We start from the raw sequence: 24,544 nt of genomic DNA, 5'->3' as shown, positions 1-24,544 counted from the left end.
CCGCGACCGATCCAGGGTGCAAGCGGTGCCGCGGGACCGCATCCGGCGCGCGGGCACGGGGATGACCCTGGCTCCGTGACATAAATTCCTCAATTGATATATAATTCAGTTTTCGGTTTTCTCCCCCCTGGACCGGATGCGCGTGATCCTTTTCCATCGCGGACGGGACTTGGGTCGCTCAGAAAAACGCTTCGGAGAAAAAGAATGACGGGGGGGACGATCCGCGCGCTCGGGCTCGCGGGGGCTGTCGCGGCCGTTTCGATGGCGGGCGCGGGCGGGGCGCAGGCCGGTGCCTTCGGCCTGCGCGAGCAGAGTGCACAGGGGTTGGGCGTCGCCTTCGCGGGCGCGGCATCGGGCGGGGCGGGCGTCTCGTCGATCTTCTGGAACCCGGCGACGGTGACGATGCGGCCGGGCTTTGCCAGCGAGCAGAGCCTCAGCTTCATCAATCTGTCGGGGGAGATCACGCCGACGGTGGGGACCGCGCCGGGCCTGCTGCCCTTCGGCGCCTCCGGCGAGGTCGGGCAGGGCGCCGTGGTGCCCTCGGGCGCGACCTCCTACCAGCTCACCGACCGTCTCTGGATCGGTATCCAGACCGGCGCGCCCTACGGCCTCGTCACCAAGCCGCGCCAGGATTGGGCGGGCTCGGTCTATGCTCGCTCCTCGCGGATCTTCTCGCTGGCCTTCAACCCGGTGGTCGGCTTCAAGGTCAACGATTGGCTGTCCGTCGCCGCCGGTCCGAGCATCGAGTATTTCCGCCTGACCCTGCGCCAGGCGGTGCCGGTGCCCGGCGTCTTCCCGGGCCTCTACCCGTCGGGCTTCCTCAAGGGCGAGTCCTGGGGCGTGGGCTTCACCGCCGGTGTCCTCGTCACGCCGGCCGACGGCACGGCGATCGGCGTCGGCTACCGCTCCTCGGTCCATCACGACATCGAGGGCTCGATCGGCTTCCCCGACCCGCGGCAGGCCATCGCCCTGGGGCAGGTGAGGGCCAACCTCAACACGCCCGAGAAGGTCAGCGTCGGCCTGACCCAGGCGATCAACCCGGTCACCCGGATCAATCTCGGCTTCGAGTGGGACAACTGGTCGAGGATCGGCGATGTCGGCATCGTCTCGCGGGCGCTCGGCGTGACGGTGAATCACCTGCCGCTCAACTTCAAGGACTCGTTCTTCTACTCGATCGGTGCCGAGTACGACTGGTCGCCGAGCCTGACCCTGCGGGCCGGCTTCGCCTACGACAACGTGCCGATCGATGTCTCGAACCGCTCGGCGCGCCTGCCCGACAGCGACCGCTACGTCGTCTCGATCGGCGGCAGCTACCGCTGGAGCGAGAAGGTGCTGCTGACGGCCAGCTACGCCCACGCCTTCTTCGACCGCGGGCTTCTCCTGGCGGGGCCGGGCCGCGACTACAACATCGGCAACATCCCGCTCGCCGCCACCACCGATGTCAGCGCCGACGTCGTCTCGGTCGGGTTCCGCTACCAGTGGGACGCCCCCGCCGCCGTCGCTCCGGCCCCCCTGGTGCGCAAGTTCTGATCGGCTGATCGGACGCGACACGCCCCGCGCCAGCCCGGCGCGGGGCGTTTTGATTCTAAAGCATCGTCCCGAAAGGTGGTTGCCGGCTTTCGGAAAAAGATGATGCAAAATTAGTAGCTTAGAGCATCGTCCTGGATCAGGTATCCAGGACGATGCTCTAAGAGGCGAGCCGGACCGGCTCTGCCGGAACCGCCTCCCCGGCCAATTCGGCATCGAGCTGGCCGGCGAGCGCGAAGAAGCGCTGCCGCACCTGCGCCGCGTGCGGGTTCGCGCGCTCGATGGCGTGGAACACGTCCGGCGCATCGTCCCGCACCATGGCGACCGCCTGCATCAGCAGGTCGAAGCTGCGCGTCGTCATCCGCGTCGGCAGCGGCTCCATCGCCACCAGCACCTTGGCGATGAGGTGGGTCAGCCCCTGGACCGAGGCCATCGCCCGGTCATGCGCCTCCGGCGTCGTGAGGATCACGTCGAGCCCGAGCCCGCGCCGCAGGAAGGCCGCGGCCCTGAAGGCACCCCGTCCGCGGATCGGGCAGACGGCGATCTTCAGGCCCCGGATGCCGTCGCCCGCGCTCTGCGGTCCGAACAGCGGATGGGTCGCGAGGATCTCGACATCGGCCGGCAATCCCGCCGCCAGGATCGCGGCGGGCCCCGTCTTCACCGAGCCGACATCGACCACGAGCGTGCCCGGCCGCAGATGCGGGGCCAGCGCCTGCACCGCCTCGTCGAGGCGCGCCACGGGCGTGGCGAGGATCACCACGGGGCAGGCCGCCACACGCCGCAGGTCGGCTGCGACCGCCACCGGCCCCGCCTGCGCCGCGATCAGCCCGGCCGGCAGGTACGGATCGTGGATCGTCAGGCGTGCATGCGGCGCGAGATGGCGGGCGATCAGGCGGCCGAAGGCACCGAAGCCGACGAGACCGACCGATGGGGCAGGGGAGGCAAGATGTAGGGCAGACACGGTGTGACCTCGGAGAAGGGGCGAGGTCGGCGGTCCGATGCGGGATGTTCCCTGATCCTCAAGCCGCCGACGAGGCAGCGGCTGAAGACATGACGAGTCCGGCGCTGCTTATGGGAGCGGCGCGCGATACGACTCGGAGAGGAAGAAGCCCGTCATGATGGCGCGGCTCTAGGGCCGGCCCAGGCCCGCCGTCAAGCGGCGCGCGTCCGGAGCGCTTTCCAACGAAGCGGACGCCGGTTCGGTGAAAGACAGCGCGGTGAAACAAAGGCCCGGCGACGCTGGCATGATGCCATGGGGTCGGATCCGCTAGAGGCGGTTACGTCAGGCGGCTGTGAAGAAAACGAATCTTCAGTTTTGCGGCATGGAGGCAACGCCAATACCTCGGCCGGCCCGCCACGGCGGTGGCCCTGCGCGACCTCAGCCGGCGCCGCCGCGACGAGGCGCGCATCCGCCACCTCGCCCTGCACGACGCCCTGACCGACCTGCCCAACCGCACCCTGCTGGAGGAGCGCCTCGGGCTCGCCCTGGAGAATGCGGCCGAGAACGGGACGAGCGTGGCCCTGGCCTATCTCGACCTCGACCGGTTCAAGCCCGTCAACGACTTCCACGGCCACGCCGCGGGCGACGCCCTGCTGGTCCAGGCGGCCAAGCGCATGCTGGCCGAGCTGCGCCCGACCGACACCCTCGCCCGGATCGGCGGCGACGAGTTCGTCATCGTGCTCGCCCATACCCGTACCCTCGCGCAGGTCGCCGAGACCGCCGAGCGTCTGGTCGCGGCGCTCGGCCGCCCGTTCCAGATCGAGGGTCAGATCGGCGGGCCGATCGAGGGCTTGCGCATCGAGATCGGCGCCTCGGTGGGCATCGCCCTCTATCCCAGCGACGGCAGCACCGCCGAGAGCCTGAAGCGCGCCGCCGACACCGCCCTGTACCGGGTCAAGGACGAGGGCCGCGGCGCGGTGCGGTTCTTCGAGGCCGCGATGGACGAGCAGCTCCAGGCGCGCCGCCGGATCGAGCACGAGCTGAGCGGGGCGATCGCGCGGGGCGAATTGGCCCTCGACTACCAGCCGATCGTCAACGGTCAGACCGGCGAGATCGAGACCTTCGAGGCGCTGATCCGTTGGCACCATCCGGAGCGCGGCTGCGTCTTCCCGGCGGACTTCATCCCGCTCGCCGAACAGACGGACCAGATCGGGCGGATCGGCGCCTGGGTGCTCGACACCGCCTGCGCCGCCGCCGTGGCTTGGCCGCATCCCTGGCGGGTCTCGGTCAACGTCTCGCCCAAGCAGTTCCGCCAGCCGGGCTTCGCCGCCGGCGTGGCGGCGGTGCTCGGCCGTCACGGGCTCTCACCGGGGCGGCTGGTACTGGAGATCACCGAGGGCGTGTTCATCCACGATGCGGCGACGGCCCTGGAGGTGCTCACGGCGCTCCGCACCCTCGGCGTGCGCCTCGCGCTCGACGATTTCGGCACGGGCTATTCGAGCCTGAGCTACCTGCAGCGGTTCCAGTTCGACAAGATCAAGGTCGATCGCTCCTTCGTGCGCCGCCTCGGGCAGCACGCGGATGCTCTGACGATCGTGCGTGCGATCACCCATCTCGGGCACAATCTCGGCCTCAAGGTCACGGTCGAGGGGGTGGAGACGCAAGAGCAGCTCGCGGTTCTGCGCGAACTCGGCTGCGACCAGATGCAGGGCTACCTGTTCGCCCGGCCCGCGCCGATGACGAACCTGTCGGAGACCGGCCCCTCGGATCGGGCGCGGCTGCGGGCCCTGTTCTCGGACGAGGCCGCCCGAGCCTGTGCGTGAGGCTTTGGCCTGCGCGTGAGGAATGGGCGGACGCGACGGTCCGCCCATTCCTCGATTGGCTTTGCCTCAGGAGGCGATGACGAGGCCCCCCTATCAGGGAGGCCCCGGCGTGCTCAGGCCGCTTCCCGCTCCGGCGCGAGGCGGCGGCGGGCGTTCTCCCACCAGCTCCGCTCGCGCTGCGCCTCCGCTTCCGCCGCCTTGGCGGCGTAGAAGGAGGCGTTGTGCTCGCCGCGCAGCGCCTCGCGGGTGAAGCGGATCAGGTGGTGGGCGACGAAGCCCATATTGAACACCGCCTCGATCTGCCCGCGCTTCAGCGCATGGACCGCCGCCCGCCAGAACGGCCGGCGGTAATCGGAGAACAGCCCCACCCGGGTGATGATGTTGAAGCCGAGGATCAGGCCGCGGCGCAGGTTGGTGACCGTGAGCTTGCCCTTCGTCGGCGTGACGATGCGGTTGCCGTAGGTCACGTCGCACTGGTGCTTGAAGCGCTCGAACAGGTGCTCGGGGGTGTAGGCGTGGGCGATGGCCCGGCGCCAGGAATTCACCACCGTGTCGTGCGGGCGCTTGAACAGCACGTTCGATTCCAGGCTCGCATCGTGCAGGAGCCGGCCCTCGCGCTCCAGCCGGTCCCAGAGCGGCGTCTTGGGCAGCGCCTGGAGCAGGTTGATCGTCAGCACCGGGATCGCGGACTTGTCGATGAAGTCGATCAGGTTCTGCTCGGACTTGTCGGAATCCGTGTCGAGGCCGAGGATGATGCCCGACGTCACCTCCAGCCCGTAGGAGTTCAGCGTCTCGATCGCCTCGTACATCGGCACGGCGGCGTTGTGGGTCTTGTCGATGCCCTTGAGCGCGTCGGCCTCAGGCGTCTCGATCCCGACGAACACCGTCATGAAGTTGGCCTGCCGCATCAGCTCGAGGATCTCGGGCTGCTTGGCCATGTTCAGCGTCGCCTCGCAGGCGAACTGGAGCGGGTAATTGTTCTTCTTCTGCCACGCCACGAGATGCGGCAGCATCTCGCGGGTCGCCTTGCGGTTGGCGATGAAGTTGTCGTCGACGAAGTAGACCACCGCCGGGTGGCCGGGCTGGCTGATGATCGCGTCGAGTTCGGCGCACATCTGCTCCGGGCTCTTCAGCCGCGGCTGGCGGCCGTAGAGCTGCGGGATGTCGCAGAACTCGCAGCGATAGGGGCAGCCCGACGAGAATTGCAGCGAGCCGATCAGGTAGCGCTTGAGCGGCGCGGACTCGTAGGCCGGGGCCGGGAAATCGGACAGCGCCAGCCGGTCCTTGGTGTCGAGCACGACCTGGGAAGCCGGCCGCGACAGGTCGCGGTCGAGGATCTCGATCAGGCGGTCGGTGGCGTCGCCGATTTCGCCGACATGGAGATAGTCGAAATCCGGGTACTTCTCCGGCGCGCCCGACACCGAGGGGCCGCCGAGCACCGCGACCTTGCCGGCCGCGTGCGCCCGCCGACGGATGTCGTGGATCTGACCTTCCTGGATGTGCATGCCCGAGACGAACACCGCATCGGCCCAGGCGAAGTCCTGCGCCGAGGCCGGCCGGATGTTCTCATCGATGAAACGGCATTCCCAGGATTCCGGCATGTAGGCCGCGATCACCAGGAGCCCCTGGGGCGGCATGAACGCCTTCACCCCGCCCATCAGCGGATAGGCGTGGGAGAATGTCCCGAAGGACGGCGTGTAGGCGGGGAAGACGCACAGGATGCGCCGACGGGAGGAGATGGGAAGGGAACAACGCATGGTCTCTATCTAGCACAGCCCGCCGCGTTGGCGTCCCCTCTTTGACGCGACACGATGCATGTCGGCCCGTCTCTGCGCCGTCCGGAATGACGCCCACCTCCAGGGTGAACGCGCGTCCGTCCTAAAGGGACCGGCCTCCCGGCGACGCGATCCGGCCGATGCGGCTTCGAGGACACATCCGGACCCTGAAACGGCATCGGAGGAGGCGGCATGCGGCGGATGCATGTGCAGAGCCGCCCGATCCGGTGACATCCGCGCCCGCCGACGCCCGCTCGGGACGATTCCGGCGCCGCAGCCTCGATCGTGGGGCGCTCGCGCAACTTGGTCGAGCCAACGGCCCCTGAAAACACTGGTCATTCGAAACAGCGCAATGATACAATAAACCACAGCATGACGTCACTTTTATGACAGAATAAACTTGACTAGAACGGGATTAGATGGCGGATTTGGCCGTTATATAAATAATGCGTCTCGCATATCCCCGTTTTTTACCGAGAATTACTTTTAATCCTTCCAGTCCGGTGCTATCGGCCAAGCATGGCTGTGGGACGCACTGCCGGGGGTCGCTAAGCGATTGAGCCGACTAACAACTTCGCCGGTCTTCACACCTTCGCGGGTGTGTACGGCGAGGGCGGTCGGTTCGGCGGGCCGGGATGCGTGCCGCGCTTGACGATCTGCAACCGAAGGCTGGGCGCATTCCGGCACAACACGGCGACCGTCATCACGCCGGCCCGGAATGCGGCAAAGGGGTTCGAGAGATGAAACGACGTCTTCTGACCGCACTGCTCTTATCGAGCGCGTTGGTTCTGCCGGCGGCCCAGGCTCAGGCGCAAACGGTCGCCGAGCTGCAGCGCCAGATCAACGAGCTCAAGGCGATGATCAAGGCGCAGTCGGAGACGCAGGGCAGGGGTGGGCGAGGGCCCGGTCTGCGGCACGCGAATCCCCGCAACACCGATGCCGGCACCTTCCCGGCCGCCGGCCGGCCGATCCAGCCCGCGACGGCGCAGCCGGCCGCGCCCGGCCCGGTTCCGCACCGCTTCGCCATCGAAGAGCCGGACACGTGGTACGACGCGCTGGTGCCGCCCGCGCCGCAACTGCTCGAGAACGGTCCGAACCACAACGCCCGACCCAAGACGTGGTTCGAGCGGCTCACGCTGCGCGGCTACACGCAGTTGCGCAGCAACCAGTTCCTGTCCGGTGACGACACCGCCCCGTCCGGTGTCTCGCGCCTGCGCTCGGTCCACGACAGCAGCATCAATGACCGCAGCAACTTCCTGTTCCGGCGGGTGCGCCTGGTCCTGCAGGGCGACATCCACGAGCGGGTCTTCATCTATATCCAGCCCGACTTCGCGGTCGGAGTGGGCGACCGCCAGCACTTCACGCAGTTGCGCGACGCCTATGCCGACGTGTTCCTCGACGACGAGCGCCGCACCCGGCTGCGCTTCGGCCAGCAGAAGGTACCCTTCGGCTGGGAGAACCTGCAATCCTCGCAGAACCGCCTGGCTCTCGACCGCTCCGACGGCATCAACAGCGCCGTCCCCGGCGAGCGCGACATCGGCATCACCCTCTACTACACGCCCTGGCACGTGCAGCGGATCTGGGACCGCCTCGCCAAGGGCGGGCAGAAGCTGTTCGGCAATTACGGTGCGCTCGGCGTCGGCATCTATAACGGTCAGACCATCAACCGGGTCGAGGGCAACAAGGACCTCATGACGGTCATGATGGCGACCTGGCCGTTCGAACTCGACGGCCTCGGCGACATCTTCAAGGGACAGGTGCTGGAGGTCGGCGGTTCGGCCTACCGCAACCGCTTCCGGCCCGAGGGCGCCGGCGCCGCCCTCGGCAACGGCTACGACGACGAGCGCGTCGGCCTCCACGCGATCCTGTACCCGCAGCCCTTCGGCCTCCAGGCGGAGTGGAACTGGGGCCGCGGCCCGGAATTCGATCCCATCGCCCGGGCGATCCAGACCAAGCCACTCCAGGGCGGCTACGTGCAGGCGATGTACAAGGTCGACCATTCCCTGGTCGGTCCGTTCATGCCCTATGCCCGCTGGCAGACCTACGACGGCGGCTGGAAGGTCGGCACGAACGCACCGCGGCTCGACACGGACGAGTTCGAGCTCGGTATCGAGTTCCAGCCGATCAAGTCGGTCGAGTTGACGCTCGCCTACGCCAATATGCGGCGCCGCGAGGCCAATGTCGGCCGCTTCGGCCGGGCCAACGGCGACCTGTTCCGCGGTCAGCTCCAGATCAACTACTGATCCGGAGCCGGTTCCGAGCGCGCCGTCGCGGGCGGTCCGAGGCTCAGGCCTCCGACCGCTTCGACAGGAGCGCGGCGCGGCTTGCGCCCTTGCCGCCCTCGGCGTCCGGATTGCGCAACTCGCGCATTCCGGGCAGGTGGCCGTCCACGAGGAACACGAACACCACCAGCGCCAACAACACTTTCGAGGCCATCGCCCGAGAGATCCCCTGCTCTTGTGCGCTGCGGTGTAGAGCCGCCGCGCCGGGGCCGGGGATGCGCTAGCACACATGGAGCCCGCGCCGCGGCGGATGCGGCGGGGGCAGAGTCAACGATCGGTTAAGGCGGGGGCGTGCCTCCGGCCGGGGTCAGGGCCGGCCCGCTCGCGCTCGGGCCCCTGCCTGCGACCTTGCCTGCGACGGAAAAGTCGCATTGCGGGACTTGGCAGGCCGCTTGCACGCCGCTATAGACCGCGCTCCACGATTTCAACCATTGAAAGGGATCGGCCAATCGGTCGGTTTCCATTCGAGATGCCGTTCGGGCAACCGGACGGTGATGGCCGGAATGGTCTTGGAGCTCCCGCTCCGAGCGCCGTTTCCGGCTATGTCCTGTCCGAGACTGCAGGCGCCGGGCGACCGGCTTAATCGGCGACAGCCTGCACAGACGGGGAAGACCGAATTTTTCTACGTCTTCCTCCGGGGCCGTCAGGCACCGGCGGGAGGCCTCGGTTTGAACCAATCTCACCCGCGAGGGGCCCCTGCGGCGCTTCAAAGGGACAGGGCCGTGAGACGTCGTCCGCGACGGGTCCGGCTTCTACGCCGAGATCCGTTCCGGGCGGCAAGTGCAACCGGCGGGCCTGTCTCAGGTTCCGCCAACCGGAGAGAGCACAGTGGACCGGACAGCTAAAGCTGATCTCGTCTCGACGCTCAACGGCGTGTTCAATGCGAACGCCGTGGTCGTCGTGGCCCACTACAAAGGCCTCACGGTCGCCGACATGCAGAAGCTGCGCTCGCAGATGAAGCAGGCCGGCGCCACCGTGAAGGTCGCCAAGAACCGGCTCGCCAGCATCGCTCTCGATGGCACGGACGTCGCCTCCATCAAGCCCCTCCTGAAGGGCCCGACCCTGCTCGCTTATTCCAGCGATCCGGTTGCGGCCGCCAAGGTTGCGGTGGACTTCGCCAAGACGAACGACAAGCTCGTGATTCTCGGTGGCGCCATGGGAACGACTGCCCTGAACCCGGACGGCGTGAAGGCGCTCGCCTCGCTCCCGTCCCTCGACGAACTGCGCGCCAAGCTCGTGGGCCTCATCCAGGCTCCCGCGACCAAGGTCGCCCAAGTCGTCAACGCGCCGGCGGCCAAGCTCGCCCGCGTGTTCGGGGCCTATGCCAAGAAGGACGAGGCGGCCTGAGCCGTTTCTCCCCCATAAACCGACCCGTTCAAACCGATACACCAAAGGAACACGCACATGGCTGATCTCGCCAAGATCGTCGAGGACCTCTCCTCGCTGACCGTTCTCGAGGCCGCCGAGCTCGCCAAGCTCCTCGAAGAGAAGTGGGGCGTCTCGGCTGCTGCCGCCGTCGCCGTCGCCGCTGGCCCGGCTGCCGGTGCTGGCGCTGCCGCCGTTGAAGAGCAGACCGAGTTCACGGTCGTTCTCGCCGGCGCCGGCGACAAGAAGATCGAGGTCATCAAGGAGGTCCGCGCGATCACCGGCCTCGGCCTCAAGGAAGCCAAGGATCTCGTCGAGGGCGCGCCCAAGCCCGTCAAGGAAGGCGCGACGAAGGACGAGGCCGAGAAGCTCAAGGCCCAGCTCGAGAAGGCCGGCGCCAAGGTCGAGCTCAAGTAATCCGTCGATGGGCCGATACCGGCCCATCGCATCCGGCGCACGCTCCTCGGAGCTGCGCCGGCCAGACGCCCGCGGGCTCCGGCTCGCGGGCTAACGCTGCTTCGGGCGGCCGTCGTTCCTGAAGGCAGGAATCGGCGGCGAACGGAGACAAATTCGGTTCGGGTGGGCTGATCGTCCGGCGGGACGGCCCTTCGGGCCCGGTGATGGGAGGCGGTCCGCCTTCCCCGGGCACCCTACGCTGAGGTGGTGGAGCGAGGTCTCATGGCCAATACGCTGGTCGGTCGCAAGCGCATTCGCAAGTTCTTCGGTAAGATCCGGGAAGTCGCCGAGATGCCGAACCTCATTGAGGTTCAAAAGGCGTCCTACGACCAGTTCCTGATGGTGGACGAGCCTGAGGGCGGGCGTGCCGACGAAGGCCTGCAGAGCGTCTTCAAGTCGGTCTTCCCGATCTCCGACTTCGCCTCGACGGCGCTGCTCGAGTTCGTGCGCTACACCTTCGAACAGCCGAAATACGACGTCGACGAGTGCCGTCAGCGCGGCATCACCTTCGCGGCTCCGCTCAAGGTGACGCTGCGCCTCATCGTGTTCGATGTGGACCCGGATACCGGCGCCAAGTCGGTCAAGGACATCAAGGAGCAGGATGTCTACATGGGCGACATGCCGCTCATGACGGATAACGGCACCTTCATCGTCAACGGCACCGAGCGCGTCATCGTCTCGCAGATGCACCGCTCGCCGGGCGTGTTCTTCGACCACGACAAGGGCAAGACGCACTCGTCCGGCAAGTTGCTGTTTGCCGCCCGCATCATCCCCTACCGGGGCTCCTGGCTCGACGTCGAATTCGACGCCAAGGACATCGTGCACGTGCGCATCGACCGCAAGCGCAAGCTGCCGGTCACCTCGCTGCTGTTCGCGCTCGGCCTCGACGGCGAAGAGATCCTTTCGACCTTCTACAACCGCGTCGCCTACCAGCGTGACGGGGCGGATTGGCGCGTGCCGTTCGACGCCGAGCGCCTCAAGGGCTTCAAGGCCTCGGTCGATCTCATCGACGCCGATTCCGGCGAGGTCGTGCTGGAGGCGGGCAAGAAGCTCAACGCCCGCAACGCGCGTCTGATCGGCGAGAAGGGCACCAAGTTCCTCCGCGCCGCGGACGAGGATCTGATCGGCCAGTACATCGCCGAAGACCTCGTCAACATGAAGACAGGCGAGATCTGGGCCGAGGCCGGCGACGAGATTTCCGAGAAGCTCCTCAAGAGCCTTGACGATGTCGGCGTCACCGAGTTGCCCGTGCTCGACATCGACCACGTCAATGTCGGCCCCTACATCCGCAACACGCTGGCGGTGGACAAAAACTCGGCCCGCGAGGGTGCGCTGTTCGACATCTACCGGGTCATGCGTCCCGGCGAGCCGCCGACGCTCGACACCGCCGAGGCGATGTTCCACTCGCTGTTCTTCGATTCCGAGCGCTACGACCTCTCGGCGGTCGGCCGCGTGAAGATGAACATGCGCCTGGACCTCGACGCCGCCGACACGGTGCGGACCCTGCGCCGCGAGGACATGCTCGCGGTCGTCAAGGCGCTGGTCGACCTGCGCGACGGCAAGGGCGAGATCGACGACATCGACCACCTCGGCAACCGCCGCGTCCGCTCGGTCGGCGAGCTGATGGAGAACCAGTACCGTCTGGGCCTCCTGCGGATGGAGCGCGCCATCAAGGAGCGCATGTCCTCGGTCGATATCGACACGGTGATGCCGCAGGATCTCATCAACGCGAAGCCCGCGGCAGCCGCGGTGCGCGAGTTCTTCGGCTCGTCGCAGCTCTCGCAGTTCATGGACCAGACCAACCCGCTCTCGGAAGTGACGCATAAGCGCCGCCTCTCGGCGCTTGGCCCGGGCGGTCTGACCCGCGAGCGCGCCGGCTTCGAGGTGCGCGACGTGCACCCGACCCATTACGGCCGCATCTGCCCGATCGAGACGCCCGAAGGCCCGAATATCGGCCTCATCAACTCGCTGGCGACCTTCGCCCGCGTGAACAAATACGGCTTCATCGAGACGCCGTTCCGCCGGGTGAAGGACGGCGTGGTGACCGACGAAGTCGCCTACCTCTCCGCCATGGAAGAGGCGAAGTACTACGTCGCCCAGGCCAATGCCGGCATGGACGAGGGCCGCAAGCTGACGGACGACCTCGTGGTCTGCCGCCGCGCGGGTGAGGTCATCGTGGTCGCCCCCGACCGCGTCGATCTCATGGACGTCTCGCCGAAGCAGCTCGTCTCGGTCGCCGCGGCGCTGATCCCGTTCCTCGAGAACGACGACGCCAACCGCGCGCTGATGGGCTCGAACATGCAGCGCCAGGCGGTGCCGCTGGTTCGCGCCGACGCGCCTTTCGTCGGCACCGGCATGGAAGCCGTGGTCGCCCGCGACTCCGGCGCCGCCATCGCCGCCCGCCGCTCCGGCATCGTCGATCAGGTGGACGCCACCCGTATCGTCATCCGCGCGACGGAAGAGACCGACCCGACCAAGCCCGGCGTCGACATCTACCGCCTGCAGAAGTTCCAGCGCTCCAACCAGTCGACCTGCATCACGCAGAAGCCGCTGGTGCGCGTCGGCGAGCCGGTGAAGAAGGGCGAGATCATCGCCGACGGTCCCTCGACCGAGTTCGGTGAGCTCGCGCTCGGCCGCAACGTGCTCGTCGCGTTCATGCCGTGGAACGGCTACAACTTCGAGGACTCGATCCTGCTCTCCGAGCGGATCGTGAAGGATGACGTGTTCACCTCGATCCACATCGAGGAATTCGAGGTGATGGCCCGCGACACCAAGCTGGGTCCGGAGGAAATCACCCGCGACATCCCGAACGTCTCGGAAGAGGCGCTCAAGAACCTCGACGAAGCCGGCATCGTCTATATCGGCGCCGAGGTGCATGCCGGCGACATCCTCGTCGGCAAGATCACGCCGAAGGGCGAGAGCCCGATGACGCCGGAGGAGAAGCTCCTGCGCGCCATCTTCGGTGAGAAGGCCTCGGACGTGCGCGACACCTCGCTCCGGGTTCCCCCGGGCGTGACCGGCACGATCGTCGAGGTGCGGGTGTTCAACCGCCACGGCGTCGACAAGGACGAGCGCGCCCAGGCGATCGAGCGCGAGGAGATCGAGCGTCTCGCCAAGGACCGCGACGACGAACAGACCATCCTCGACCGCAACACCTATGCCCGCTTGGCCGAGGTGCTGATCGGTCAGTCGCCGATCGCTGGTCCGAAGGGCTTCCGCAAGGACACCACGCTGACCCGCGAGATCATCAGCGAGTATCCCCGCTCGCAATGGTGGCAGTTCGCCGTCGTCGACGACCGTATGATGACGGAAATCGAGGCGATGCAGAAGCAGTACGACGAGTCGAAGAAGCGCCTCGAGCAGCGCTTCCTCGACAAGGTCGAGAAGCTGCAGCGCGGCGACGAGCTTCCGCCCGGCGTCATGAAGATGGTCAAGGTCTTCGTGGCGGTGAAGCGCAAGATCCAGCCCGGCGACAAGATGGCCGGCCGCCACGGCAACAAGGGTGTCGTGTCGCGCATCGTGCCGATCGAGGACATGCCGTTCCTCGAAGACGGCACGCATGCCGACATCGTGCTCAACCCGCTCGGCGTGCCCTCGCGCATGAATGTCGGCCAGATCCTGGAAACCCATCTGGGCTGGGCGGCTGCGGGCTTGGGTCGCAAGGTCTCCAAGGCGGTCGATGCCTATCTGAAGAACCAGGACATCGCGCCGCTGCGGGCTGAGATGGAAGCGATCTACTCGCCGTCCGAAATCGAGGGGCTGTCCGACGAGGCTCTGGCCGAGGCGGGCAACAACGTGCGCCGCGGCGTGCCGATGGCCACCCCGGTGTTCAACGGCGCCAAGGAAGCCGACATCGAGACGATGCTGGAGATGGCCGGGCTCGACCGCTCGGCGCAGTCGACCCTCTACGACGGTCGCACCGGCGAGCCCTTCGACCGCAAGGTCACCATGGGCTACATCTACATGCTGAAGCTGCACCACCTCGTGGACGACAAGATCCACGCGCGTTCGATCGGCCCGTACTCGCTCGTCACCCAGCAGCCGCTGGGCGGTAAGGCGCAGTTCGGCGGTCAGCGCTTCGGTGAGATGGAGGTCTGGGCGCTGGAGGCCTACGGCGCGGCCTACACGCTGCAGGAGATGCTCACGGTGAAGTCGGACGACGTGGCCGGCCGCACCAAGGTCTACGAGGCGATCGTCCGCGGCGACGACACGTTCGAGGCCGGCATCCCCGAATCCTTCAACGTGCTCGTCAAGGAGATGCGCTCGCTCGGACTCAACGTCGAGCTCACCTCCTCCAAGCAGCAGCAGGCGGCCAACGACCAGATCGAGCCGCCGGCCGACGCCGCCGAGTAACGACAGCCATCACCTCCCGCGGCGGGGCCTTTTCCGAGGCTCCGCCGCGGTCGAGCAGGAAGGGGCGGGGCCTTCCCAAGCATGACGACGGCCAGCGGCGCTCCGGACGAGCGCGGCGCCATGAGGATCAAGCCGTGACTGCCCAGGCGCGGGGCAGCCGGCGAGCAAGGAGCGGATCATGAACCAAGAGGTCATGAACCTTTTCAATCAGCAGGCCCAGCCGCAGAGCTTCGACCAGATCAAGATCTCGATCTCGTCGCCCGAGAAAATTCTGTCCTGGTCCTACGGCGAGATCAAGAAGCCCGAGACGATCAACTACCGTACCTTCAAGCCCGAGCGCGACGGCCTGTTCTGCGCGCGCATCTTCGGGCCAATCAAGGATTACGAGTGCTTGTGCGGCAAGTACAAGCGCATGAAGTACAAGGGCGTCATCTGCGAGAAGTGCGGCGTCGAAGTCACCCTCGCGCGCGTCCGTCGCGACCGCATGGGCCATATCGAGCTGGCCGCGCCCGTCGCCCATATCTGGTTCCTGAAGTCGCTGCCGAGCCGCATCGGCCTGCTGCTCGACATGGCGCTCAAGGACCTTGAGCGGATCCTGTATTTCGAGTCCTACGTCGTCATCGAGCCGGGCCTCACCCCTCTCAAGGAGCGTCAGCTCCTGTCGGAGGAAGAGTACCTGCGCGCGCAGGAGGAGTACGGCGAGGATTCGTTCACGGCGATGATCGGCGCCGAGGCCATCCGGCGCATCCTGATGGAACTCGACCTCGAGGGCATCGCGACGTCGCTCAAGGAGGAGATCGCCACGACGACCTCCGAGTTGAAGCCCAAGAAGCTGATGAAGCGCCTCAAGATCATCGAGGCGTTCCAGCTCTCCGGCAACAAGCCCGAGTGGATGATCCTGACGGTCGTGCCCGTCATCCCGCCGGACCTGCGCCCGCTGGTTCCGCTGGACGGCGGCCGCTTCGCCACGTCCGACCTCAACGACCTCTACCGCCGCGTCATCAACCGCAACAACCGCCTCAAGCGGCTGATCGAGCTGCGCGCGCCGGACATCATCATCCGCAACGAGAAGCGCATGCTTCAGGAAGCGGTCGATGCGCTGTTCGACAACGGTCGCCGCGGCCGCGTCATCACGGGTGCCAACAAGCGCCCGTTGAAGTCGCTCGCCGACATGCTGAAGGGCAAGCAGGGCCGCTTCCGCCAGAACCTGCTCGGCAAGCGCGTCGATTACTCCGGCCGTTCGGTCATCGTGGTCGGCCCCGAGCTGAAGCTGCACCAGTGCGGCCTGCCGAAGAAGATGGCGCTCGAGCTGTTCAAGCCGTTCATCTACGCGCGTCTCGACGCCAAGGGGTTCTCCGCCACCGTCAAGCAGGCGAAGAAGCTCGTCGAGAAGGAGAAGCCCGAGGTTTGGGATATCCTTGATGAGGTCATCCGCGAGCATCCCGTCATGCTCAACCGCGCGCCGACGCTGCACCGCCTCGGCATCCAGGCGTTCGAGCCGAAGCTGATCGAGGGCAAGGCGATCCAGCTTCACCCGCTGGTCTGCGCCGCGTTCAACGCCGACTTCGACGGCGACCAGATGGCCGTGCACGTCCCCCTGAGCCTCGAGGCTCAGTTGGAAGCGCGCGTCCTGATGATGTCGACCAACAACATCCTGCACCCGGCCAACGGTCAGCCGATCATCGTGCCGTCGCAGGACATCGTGCTGGGCCTCTACTACCTCTCGATCGTGGCCGACGGCTCGGTCGGCGAGCACAAGCCCGACGACAAGAACAACCCGATGCAGGGCGTGTTCGGCGATATCGGTCAGCTCGAGCACGCGCTCGCGGCCAAGTCCGTGTCGCTGCACTCGAAGATCAAGTGGCGCTGGCGCGGCCTCGGCCCCGACGGCGAGCCCGTGTCCCGGATCTACGACACCACGCCAGGCCGCGTGATCCTGTCCGGCGTGCTGCCGATGCACCCGAAGGTGCCCTTCGACGTCGTCAACAAGCTGATGACGAAGAAGGAGATCTCCGCGATGATCGACACCGTCTACCGCCACTGCGGTCAGAAGGAGTCGGTGATCTTCTGCGACCGCATCATGGCGCTCGGCTTCAGCCACGCGTTCAAGGCCGGCATCTCGTTCGGCAAGGACGACATGGTCGTGCCGGAGAACAAGTGGTCGATCGTCGAGGACACCCGCACGCTCGTGAAGGATTACGAGCAGCAGTACAACGACGGCCTGATCACTCAGGGCGAGAAGTACAACAAGGTCGTCGATGCCTGGGCCAAGTGCTCGGATAAGCTCGCCGCCGAGATGATGGGCCGGATCTCCGCCGTCCAGAAGGACGAGAACGGGGCCGACAAGCAGGTCAACTCGATCTACATGATGAGCCACTCGGGCGCCCGTGGTTCGCCCGCGCAGATGAAGCAGCTCGCGGCGATGCGCGGCCTCATGGCCAAGCCGTCGGGTGAGATCATCGAGACGCCGATCATCTCGAACTTCAAGGAAGGCCTCGACGTTCTCGAGTACTTCAACTCCACCCACGGCGCCCGTAAGGGCCTCGCGGACACGGCGTTGAAGACCGCGAACTCGGGCTACCTGACCCGTCGTCTCGTCGACGTGGCGCAGGACGCGGTCATCCGCGAGGTCGATTGCGGCACGACCAACGGCATCAAGATGCGCGCCATCATCGATGCCGGCCAGGTCGTCGCCCCGCTCTCCATCCGTATCCTGGGCCGCGCCACGGCCGAGGATCTGGTGGCGCAGGACGGCACCGTCATCGTCAAGACGAACGAGACGATCGAGGAGCGTCACCTGCCGGCGATCAACGCCGCCGGCATCCAGGAGGTGAAGATCCGCTCGGTGCTGGTCTGCCAGACCAAGAGCGGCGTCTGCGCCACCTGCTACGGGCGCGATCTGGCCCGCGGCACGCCCGTCAACATGGGCGAGGCCGTCGGCGTCATCGCGGCGCAGTCGATCGGCGAGCCGGGCACCCAGCTCACCATGCGTACCTTCCACATCGGCGGTGCGGCGCAGATCGCGGATTCGTCCTTCGTCGAGTCGAGCTTCGAGGGCACGATCAAGATCCGCAACCGGTCGCTGGCCAAGAACTCCGACGGTGACCTCATCGCCACCGGCCGTTCGGTCGCGGTGGTGATCGTCGGGCCGGACGGCGCCGAGCGGGCGGTCCACCGTCTGCAATACGGTGCGCGTGTGCGCGTCGACGAAGGCGACACGATCAAGCGCGGGCAGCGGATCGCCGAATGGGATCCCTACACCCGTCCAATCGTCGCCGAAGTGGACGGCATCGTCGGCTACGAGGATCTCTATGATGGCCAGTCCATCACCGAGACCACCGACGAATCGACCGGTATCGCCAAGCGCGTCGTCATCGATTGGCGCGGATCGTCCCGCACCTCCGACCTGAAGCCGGCCATGCTCGTGCTGGATCAGGACGGCAAGCCGGTGAAGCTGGCCCGTGGTTCGGACGCCCGCTACTACCTGCCGGTCGATGCCATCATTGGTCTCGATCCGGGCGCCAAGGTGCGCGCCGGCGACGTGCTCGCCCGTGTCTCGACGGACTCGGCCAAGACCCGCGACATCACCGGCGGTCTGCCGCGGGTGGCGGAGCTGTTCGAGGCGCGTCGTCCGAAGGATGCGGCGATCATCGCCGAGAAGTCGGGCTCGATCGCCTTCGGCCGCGACTACAAGAACAAGCGTCGTCTGACGCTGACGCCGCACGACGGCTCCGACGCCGTCGAGTATCTGATCCCGAAGGGCAAGCACATCCACTTGCAGGACGGGGACGTGGTGGAACTCGGCGACTACATCGTCGACGGCAACCCGGCGCCGCACGACATCCTGGCGATCAAGGGCGTGGAGGAGCTTGCTGCCTACCTCGTCAACGAGATCCAGGAGGTCTACCGACTCCAGGGCGTGTCGATCAACGACAAGCACATCGAGGTGATCGTCCGGCAGATGCTGCAGAAGGTGGAAATCACCGACGGCGGCGACTCCGACATCCTCACGGGCGATCAGATCGACCGGACCGAACTGGCCGACTTCAACGAGAAGCTCCTCGCCGAGGGCAAGAAGCCGATCCAGGGCGTGCCCGTCCTGCTCGGCATCACCAAGGCGTCGCTGCAGACGAAGTCGTTCATCTCGGCGGCCTCGTTCCAGGAGACCACCCGCGTCCTCACCGAGGCGGCGGTCAACGGCAAGGTCGATACCTTGGACGGCCTGAAGGAGAACGTCATCGTCGGCTCGCTCATCCCGGCCGGCACCGGTTCGCTCGCGGCGGATATCCGCTCCATCGCGCGCCGCCGTGACAACCTGATCCTTCAGCAGCGCTCCGCCGAGAACGCGGCCAACGCCGCCGAACTCAGCGAGCTGCCCCCGGCCGCGGCCGAGTAATCGGCCGCTCTTTTCCGGAACCCGACATGAGAAAGGCCCCGGCTCGCAAGAGCCGGGGCCTTTCTCGTTTGGCCGGGGCGCTGCCCCGGCACCCCCGCCAAAGGGATGATCCCTTTGGGATCCCGAACTTAAGGCTCCGAGCAATACGGTCTCCGCCTGATCGAAGCGGGGACCGTATCGCTCAGCCCGCTCAGCGGCCGGTGCGCACCCGCGTCCAGGCCCGGGTGACGAAGCGCTGGGTCGAGTCGTTCCAGGCGGTGTTGACCGAGAGCCGCTGCATCGTCGTCTCGTCGGGGTAGATGCCGGGATTGTTGAGCAATTCCGGCTTCACGAGCTTGCGCGCGGCGAGGTTGCCGTTGGCGAAGGAGACGAAGTTGGTGTTGGCCGCCGCCACTTCGGGGCGCATCATGTAGTCGATGAAGGCGTGCGCCTCGGCCGGGTGGGCGGCATCCTTCGGGATCGCGAAGGCATCGAACCACATCAGCGCGCCTTCCTTTGGGATGAAGTAGGCGACTTCGATGCCGTTCTTCGATTCCTCGGCGCGCTTCTTGGCCTGCATCACGTCGCCGGAATAGCCGACCGCGAGGCAGACATCGCCGTTGGCGAGGCCGTTGACGTATTCCGAGGAGTGGAACTTCCGCACCGCGCCGCGGACCTTGTAGAGCGCGTCGGTCACGGTGGTGATGTCGTCCCAGCGCTTCGAATCCGACTTGAAGCCGTAGAAGGGCAGGATCGAGGGAATCAGATCTTCGGAAGAATCGAGGAGCATTACCCCGCAATCCTTCAGCTTCGTGATCGAGCCGGGATTGAGCACGAGGCTCCAGCTATTGAGGGGGGCGTTGGCGCCGAGCCGCTCGCGCACGGCGGTCACGTTCACGCCGATGCCGGTGGTGCCCCACATGTAATCGACGGCGAAGGCATTGCCCGGATCATAGGCCTGGAGCCGGTTGCTGATTTCGGGCCAGGCGTGTTTGAGGTTCGGGATCTTCGCCTTGTCGAGCGGCAGGAACACGCCGGCCTTGATCAGGCGCTGAAGGAAGGGGCCGGAGGGGACGACGATGTCGTAGCCGGACTTGCCGGCCAGGAGCTTCGTCTCAAGGATCTCGTTGTTGTCGTAGGTGTCGTAGACGACCTTGATGCCCGTCTCCTTGGTGAAGTCGTCGAGCACCTTCGGGTCGATGTAGTCGGACCAGTTGTAGATGTTGACGACCCGCTCCTCGGCCCGCACCCCGCCGGCCGCCGAGAGGAGGAGGGGGAGGGCGGCGAGCCCTCCCAGCAGGAGCCGCCGGATCACGATTTGCCCCGGACAGCCGTGACCACGATCTCGACGAGGTATTCCGGCCCGGCGAGCCGTGCCTCGACGGTGGCGCGGGCGGGCGGGTTCCCCTTGTCGACCCAGGCGTCCCAGGCGGCGTTCATCTCGGCAAAGCTCCCCATATCGGCGAGATAGACGGTCGCCGAGAGGATGCGGGCCTTGTCGCTGCCCGTCGCCATCAGCAGCCGGTCGATCTGTTCGAGGATCTGCTGCGTCTGCGCGGTGACGCCGGTGCCGACCACGTCGGCGGCCACCTGACCCGCCAGGAACACGAGGTCGCCATGGGCGACCGCCTGGGACATGCGCGGGCCGGTCTCGTAGCGTTCGATGCTCATTGTAGGGTCGCCGGTCTCGATCGGTGAAGGAAGCGCCCCCTTCTGCCGCCCGGAGCGGTTCCCCGTAAAGGGGGCCGAGCCGTTCGCCGGGCGTCGGCGGAGGGGCCGATCGCCCAGACCCGGATTTTTTGGGCAGAGCCGCCTTTCGCAAGGCAACCGGCGCCGTCGCTCGCGCGTTTGTCATCCGAATACGGCCAAGTCTTCCGGCCGGACCTTCAGATCGACGACGACTTTCGGGATTGGGACCACATGGAAATTCTCTGGACCATCATCATCGGCTTCGTGGCCGGCGTCATCGCCAAGCTGATCATGCCCGGTAACAAGGAGCCGTCCGGCTTCATCCTGACGACGATCCTCGGCATCGTCGGCGCCTTCGTCGCGACCTTCATCGGTCAGGCGATCGGCTGGTACGGCCCCAACGAGGGGGCCCGCTTCATCGGCTCGATCGTCGGCGCCTGCGTCGTCCTCGGGATCTACGGCTTCATCGCCGGCCGGACCAGCAGCCGCTCGCTCTGACGAGACGGCAGGCCTCCTAAGACGAAAGAAGGGGCGCTCCGCGAGGGGCGCCCCTTTTTCTTTGGGCTCGGCCCCTCGGCGATCATCCGGGATCACCGAGGGGTCCGGTTCCTTTTCGAGAGACGATCAGGCGGTGAGGTCGCGTCCCCCGCCCGCCACCGCCTTGACGGCGCAGTGACCGGTGGCGCCGCGCACGGCGAGGCCGACGCCCACCACCAGCGCCGCGAGGCTCAGGAACTTGTTTGGTCGGGGCTGGGCCGCCGCGGCGGCGATGCCGAGCCCCAGCGCGACGGAGACCGCGCGCTCGGTCATGCTCAGGTTCGGTTCGCCGGAGAAAATGTCCTCGATCATCTCGTTCACGGAAATGGCTCCTTCTCGCCGCCCCTTGCGGCTTCGCGGGGCGAACGCGGGGCGGGCGGGGCCGTTCCGCCCCGCCCCGCCTCACGGCGCTTTCTGCGCCTCGGCGAGAAGCCCGTCGTCGATTTCGCGGGCGCGCAAAGACGCCGCGCGGGCCAGATGGCGCCCGGCATAGGCTTCGAAGGCAGGGCGCTTCGGGATCGTGCCGAACTGCATGCCCCAGCCAAGATGCGCGGCGACGTAGAGGTCGGCAGCGCTGAACCGGCCGCCCGCCACGAACTCCACTCCCGAGACGGCGCCTTCCAGCGTGTCGAGGGCCGTCTCCAGGCTGCCGTAGCCGACCATGCCCTGCATCCGCGGGTCGTCGGGGATGCTCACCTTGAGCACGCCGTTCGTCACCGCCGCCTCGAGCGGGCCGGCGCAGAAGAACAGCCAGCGGTAATAGGGGCCGCGGTCGCGGTGATCCGGCGCAGGGGCAAGCCCGGCCTGCGGGAAGGCATCGGCGAGATAAGCGAGGATCGCGGCGACTTCCGTCACCACCGTCGCGCCGTGGCGCAGGGCAGGGACCTTCCCCATCGGATTGATCGCCCGGTAGGCCGGCGCCTTCATGGAGGTGCCGTAGCCGAGGATCTCGGTTTGGTAGGGGGCGCCGACCTCTTCCAGCATCCAGCGGACGATCCGGCCGCGGGACATCGGGTTGGTGTAGAAAACGAGATCGTCGGACATAGGGGCTCCGGGGCGAGGCACCCGCGCGGCGGGCGTCGCCCCGGTGTTAGGGGAGGGCGCGCGGGCGAGGAAGCCTCGGGCGCCCCCGCAGGTCAGAACCGCGCGATGAGCTGGAAGCGCACGGTGCGGGGCGCGCCGGGCAGGATGTTGTTGTTGTTGTGCGCGGAGATGACGTAGCGCCGGTCGAACAGGTTCTCGATGTTGATCTGAGCGCGCATGCTCTCGCTGAACGCGTAGAACACCCCGGCATCGAAGCGCGAGAAGCTCGGCAGGCGCACCGCGTTGTCCGACGATGCGAAGCTGGCGTCCTGGTAGAGGTAGCCGACGCCGACGGAGAATCGATCGCCGATGTCGAATTTGTTCCACAGGCTGAAGGTGTTGAGCGGAACGCCGCCGACGAGGTTGCCGGCCTGGATCACGTCGCCGTCGTCATCGATATCGGCGACGATGCGCGGCTCGGTATAGGCGTAGCCGCCGGAGATCTGCCACCAATCGGTCGCGTAACCGGCGATGCCGATCTCGGCGCCCCGAGTGTTCGTCTTGCCCGGGCCGGCGGAGAAGCCCGCTTCGGTGGATGAGGGGATCGGCTGGTTGTCGCGATCGAGGTTGAACAGCGCGGCGGTGAGGATCAAGGCCGGCGTGATCTCGTATTTCATGCCGATTTCCGTGTTCTCGAACCGCTCGGGTGCGGACAAAGCGGTCGTCGGGTCCAGCACGCGGAACTGATCGCCCGCGCTTGGCAGGAACGACACCGAATAGCTGCTGTAGAAGGCGAGATTCGGCAGCGGTTTCACGACGACGCCGACCCGTGGCGAGACGAGATTGTCGATGCGGCTGTTCGGTTGGGCGGGGAGGCCGGTCGCGGCGTCGAGACGGCGGTCGCGCGATTGAAAGTCGAAGCGGTCGAAGCGCGCGCCGACGATGAACTGCAGATGCTCGTCGATCTCGATCTGGTCCTGGGCGAAGGCGGAGAACACGCCGAGGCGATAGGTGTTGTTTCGACCGGAGGCGAGATTCCGCAGCGTGGCACCCTCGGTCGTGGTCGGCGCGAAGGGATTGACGACGAGGTTGCGGGTGCCGGTCGAGTTCCAGATGAAGTCGCGCCGGAAGTCGATCCCCTCCTGAAAACCGAGTTCCAGGCCGGCCACGACGGTATGGGCGAGGGGGCCGGTGTTGAACTTGTAGGTGAAGTCCGTCTGGTTGAAATAGTTCGTGCGGTCGGTCTGGCTGCCGTAGCCGCGCATCACGAACGAGGTCTCGTCGGCACTGACCGGACTGTTGGGGTAGGCGTTCTGATGGTACTTCGCGTAGTCGGCGATCCGCGTCTGGCTGCGCATCACGACGCCGCTCTCGAAGACGTGGTCCAACTGTGCGGTGCCGATATGGGCATCGACGGAGCCGTTCGAGATGAAGGGCGCGCCGAACAGCGTGCTGGTGTTCTCGCGATAGCGCCAGGGGCGCCCGAACTGCGAGGGAATGCCGCGGTCCGCGATGCGGTTGTCGGAGAAGAACTCGTAGGAGAGGCGCAGCGTCGTCTGCGGCCCGAGCAGGAAGGTCATCGTCGGGTTCACGCCGTAGCGGCGGACGTCGATGAAGTCGCGGTAGGTGCCGGTATCCTCGAACACGCCGTTGAGGCGGAAGAAGGCGGTGTCGGAGACGCGGTCGCCGAGATCGAGCGCCATGCGCTTGTTCGCGAACTGGCCGCCCTGCACCAGAACCTCGCGGATCGGCACGCCGTCGGCTTCCTTGAGCACGCGGTTGACCACGCCGCCGCCGCCGCCGCGGCCGAAGATCATCGCGTTGGGGCCTTTCAACACCTCAATGCGCTGGGTGTTGTAGAGGTCGCGGAAGTAGCGCGCGTCGTCGCGGATGCCGTTGACGAAGAAGTCGGCCGTCGTGCGCTGGCCGCGGATCAGAATCTCGTCGCGGTGGCCCTCGCCCTGGGCGATGGCGACGCCGGGGACGTAGCGCAACGCCTCGCCGATGCTCTGGACGTTCTGGTCGCGGATCTGCGCTTCCGTCACCACCGAGATCGCCTGCGGCGTGTCGATCAGCGGCGTGTCGGTCTTGGTCGAGGAGCGCAGGCGCTTGGCGAGGTAGCCGACCTGCGAGCCTGAGCTGTCGACGACGAGGCCGCGCCCGACCCCGGAACCGGCGACGCTGATCATGTCGAGGGTGACGCCGCCGACCGCGGGGGACGCGGCGAGCGGATGGACCGCCTGAGCGGTCGGCAGGCCGGTGTTGATCTCCGTGATCTGCGCCTGGGCCGGGTGGATGAAAGCCGCAGCGATGCTTGTACAGGCAACGGAGCCAAGCAGCATCGGCCGCAGCAGAAGGCGGCCCTGGCGAGCGTTTCTCATAAACTTCCCCCTTATTTT

16 protein-coding genes are annotated in these 24,544 nt (G+C 66.8%); 8 read left to right on the top strand and 8 right to left on the bottom strand.

Annotation, left to right across the window (positions count from 1 at the left end; genetic code table 11):
• Positions 1-204 precede the first annotated feature (204 nt).
• A complete protein-coding gene (locus tag ASF53_RS15540) occupies positions 205-1,530 on the top strand; it encodes an OmpP1/FadL family transporter (protein ID WP_056200070.1) in 1,326 nt (441 codons plus the stop codon).
• 157 nt (positions 1,531-1,687) lie between these two features.
• Here ASF53_RS15540 and ASF53_RS15535 read toward each other — a convergent pair whose 3' ends face one another.
• Positions 1,688-2,488 (bottom strand): prephenate dehydrogenase/arogenate dehydrogenase family protein, encoded by an 801-nt coding sequence (locus ASF53_RS15535; RefSeq protein ID WP_056200067.1) that lies wholly within the window; start codon positions 2,486-2,488, stop codon positions 1,688-1,690.
• Between the two features lie 401 nt (positions 2,489-2,889).
• On the opposite strand from ASF53_RS15535, the gene ASF53_RS15530 reads away from it, so the two are divergent.
• Positions 2,890-4,290, top strand: coding sequence for a putative bifunctional diguanylate cyclase/phosphodiesterase (locus ASF53_RS15530; RefSeq protein ID WP_286134464.1), 1,401 nt, complete (start codon positions 2,890-2,892; stop codon positions 4,288-4,290).
• Positions 4,291-4,403: 113 nt separating this feature from the next.
• Here ASF53_RS15530 and ASF53_RS15525 read toward each other — a convergent pair whose 3' ends face one another.
• Positions 4,404-6,047, bottom strand: coding sequence for a B12-binding domain-containing radical SAM protein (locus ASF53_RS15525; RefSeq protein ID WP_056200064.1), 1,644 nt, complete (start codon positions 6,045-6,047; stop codon positions 4,404-4,406).
• A 758-nt stretch (positions 6,048-6,805) separates the two neighbouring features.
• Between ASF53_RS15525 and ASF53_RS15520 the strand changes: the two genes are divergently transcribed.
• Positions 6,806-8,308, top strand: coding sequence for a porin (locus ASF53_RS15520; RefSeq protein ID WP_056200060.1), 1,503 nt, complete (start codon positions 6,806-6,808; stop codon positions 8,306-8,308).
• Between the two features lie 43 nt (positions 8,309-8,351).
• On the opposite strand, the gene ASF53_RS26325 is transcribed toward ASF53_RS15520, so the two are convergent.
• Positions 8,352-8,501 (bottom strand): hypothetical protein, encoded by a 150-nt coding sequence (locus ASF53_RS26325; protein WP_200943246.1) that lies wholly within the window; start codon positions 8,499-8,501, stop codon positions 8,352-8,354.
• Between the two features lie 674 nt (positions 8,502-9,175).
• Between ASF53_RS26325 and rplJ the strand changes: the two genes are divergently transcribed.
• The 4 genes from rplJ to rpoC all read left to right on the top strand — a co-directional run bounded on the left by rplJ (position 9,176) and on the right by rpoC (position 18,917).
• Entirely contained in the window at positions 9,176-9,694 is a 519-nt protein-coding gene (gene rplJ, locus ASF53_RS15515) for a 50S ribosomal protein L10 (protein WP_003597538.1), read from the top strand.
• 57 nt (positions 9,695-9,751) lie between these two features.
• Positions 9,752-10,129 (top strand): 50S ribosomal protein L7/L12, encoded by a 378-nt coding sequence (gene rplL / locus ASF53_RS15510; RefSeq protein WP_056200058.1) that lies wholly within the window; start codon positions 9,752-9,754, stop codon positions 10,127-10,129.
• A gap of 261 nt (positions 10,130-10,390) precedes the next feature.
• Positions 10,391-14,521 (top strand): DNA-directed RNA polymerase subunit beta, encoded by a 4,131-nt coding sequence (gene rpoB, locus ASF53_RS15505; protein WP_056200055.1) that lies wholly within the window; start codon positions 10,391-10,393, stop codon positions 14,519-14,521.
• A gap of 178 nt (positions 14,522-14,699) precedes the next feature.
• On the top strand, positions 14,700-18,917 hold the full coding sequence (gene rpoC / locus ASF53_RS15500) for a DNA-directed RNA polymerase subunit beta' (protein WP_056200051.1): 4,218 nt from the start codon (positions 14,700-14,702) through the stop codon (positions 18,915-18,917).
• Between the two features lie 190 nt (positions 18,918-19,107).
• Here rpoC and ASF53_RS15495 read toward each other — a convergent pair whose 3' ends face one another.
• Positions 19,108-20,211, bottom strand: a complete 1,104-nt coding sequence (locus tag ASF53_RS15495; RefSeq protein ID WP_056200048.1) for a polyamine ABC transporter substrate-binding protein — start codon at positions 20,209-20,211, stop codon at positions 19,108-19,110.
• Positions 20,208-20,567, bottom strand: a complete 360-nt coding sequence (locus tag ASF53_RS15490; protein WP_056200045.1) for a RidA family protein — start codon at positions 20,565-20,567, stop codon at positions 20,208-20,210. Before ASF53_RS15490 ends, ASF53_RS15495 begins: the two co-directional genes overlap by 4 nt.
• 249 nt (positions 20,568-20,816) lie before the next feature.
• On the opposite strand from ASF53_RS15490, the gene ASF53_RS15485 reads away from it, so the two are divergent.
• The gene (locus tag ASF53_RS15485) at positions 20,817-21,083 is read left to right on the top strand and encodes a GlsB/YeaQ/YmgE family stress response membrane protein (RefSeq protein ID WP_056200211.1); all 267 of its coding nucleotides are present in this window, start codon (positions 20,817-20,819) and stop codon (positions 21,081-21,083) included.
• Between the two features lie 126 nt (positions 21,084-21,209).
• Here ASF53_RS15485 and ASF53_RS15480 read toward each other — a convergent pair whose 3' ends face one another.
• From ASF53_RS15480 to ASF53_RS15470, 3 genes are all read right to left on the bottom strand, one after another.
• Positions 21,210-21,434, bottom strand: a complete 225-nt coding sequence (locus tag ASF53_RS15480) for a YgaP-like transmembrane domain (RefSeq protein ID WP_301288765.1) — start codon at positions 21,432-21,434, stop codon at positions 21,210-21,212.
• 90 nt (positions 21,435-21,524) lie between these two features.
• A complete protein-coding gene (locus ASF53_RS15475) occupies positions 21,525-22,166 on the bottom strand; it encodes a glutathione S-transferase family protein (protein WP_056200039.1) in 642 nt (213 codons plus the stop codon).
• Positions 22,167-22,258: 92 nt separating this feature from the next.
• The gene (locus tag ASF53_RS15470) at positions 22,259-24,526 is read right to left on the bottom strand and encodes a TonB-dependent receptor (RefSeq protein ID WP_056200036.1); all 2,268 of its coding nucleotides are present in this window, start codon (positions 24,524-24,526) and stop codon (positions 22,259-22,261) included.
• Between the last annotated feature and the right edge of the window lie 18 nt (positions 24,527-24,544).

This window comes from Methylobacterium sp. Leaf123 (genome assembly GCF_001423405.1).
Lineage (GTDB): Bacteria > Pseudomonadota > Alphaproteobacteria > Rhizobiales > Beijerinckiaceae > Methylobacterium.
Note: the sequence above shows the minus strand (reverse complement) of the source record. Positions and strands in the feature narration are given on the sequence as shown.

Excerpts from the sequence above, each read along its gene's own strand:
- ASF53_RS15480 (WP_301288765.1), bottom strand. The coding sequence starts at position 21,434 with ATGATCGAGGACATTTTCTCCGGCGAACCGAACCTGAGCATGACCGAG.
- ASF53_RS15490 (WP_056200045.1), bottom strand. The coding sequence starts at position 20,567 with ATGAGCATCGAACGCTACGAGACCGGCCCGCGCATGTCCCAGGCGGTC.
- ASF53_RS15485 (WP_056200211.1), top strand. The coding sequence starts at position 20,817 with ATGGAAATTCTCTGGACCATCATCATCGGCTTCGTGGCCGGCGTCATC.
- rpoC (WP_056200051.1), top strand. The coding sequence starts at position 14,700 with ATGAACCAAGAGGTCATGAACCTTTTCAATCAGCAGGCCCAGCCGCAG.
- ASF53_RS15470 (WP_056200036.1), bottom strand. The coding sequence starts at position 24,526 with ATGAGAAACGCTCGCCAGGGCCGCCTTCTGCTGCGGCCGATGCTGCTT.
- rpoB (WP_056200055.1), top strand. The coding sequence starts at position 10,391 with ATGGCCAATACGCTGGTCGGTCGCAAGCGCATTCGCAAGTTCTTCGGT.
- ASF53_RS15520 (WP_056200060.1), top strand. The coding sequence starts at position 6,806 with ATGAAACGACGTCTTCTGACCGCACTGCTCTTATCGAGCGCGTTGGTT.
- ASF53_RS15475 (WP_056200039.1), bottom strand. The coding sequence starts at position 22,166 with ATGTCCGACGATCTCGTTTTCTACACCAACCCGATGTCCCGCGGCCGG.
- rplL (WP_056200058.1), top strand. The coding sequence starts at position 9,752 with ATGGCTGATCTCGCCAAGATCGTCGAGGACCTCTCCTCGCTGACCGTT.
- ASF53_RS15540 (WP_056200070.1), top strand. The coding sequence starts at position 205 with ATGACGGGGGGGACGATCCGCGCGCTCGGGCTCGCGGGGGCTGTCGCG.
- ASF53_RS26325 (WP_200943246.1), bottom strand. The coding sequence starts at position 8,501 with ATGGCCTCGAAAGTGTTGTTGGCGCTGGTGGTGTTCGTGTTCCTCGTG.
- ASF53_RS15525 (WP_056200064.1), bottom strand. The coding sequence starts at position 6,047 with ATGCGTTGTTCCCTTCCCATCTCCTCCCGTCGGCGCATCCTGTGCGTC.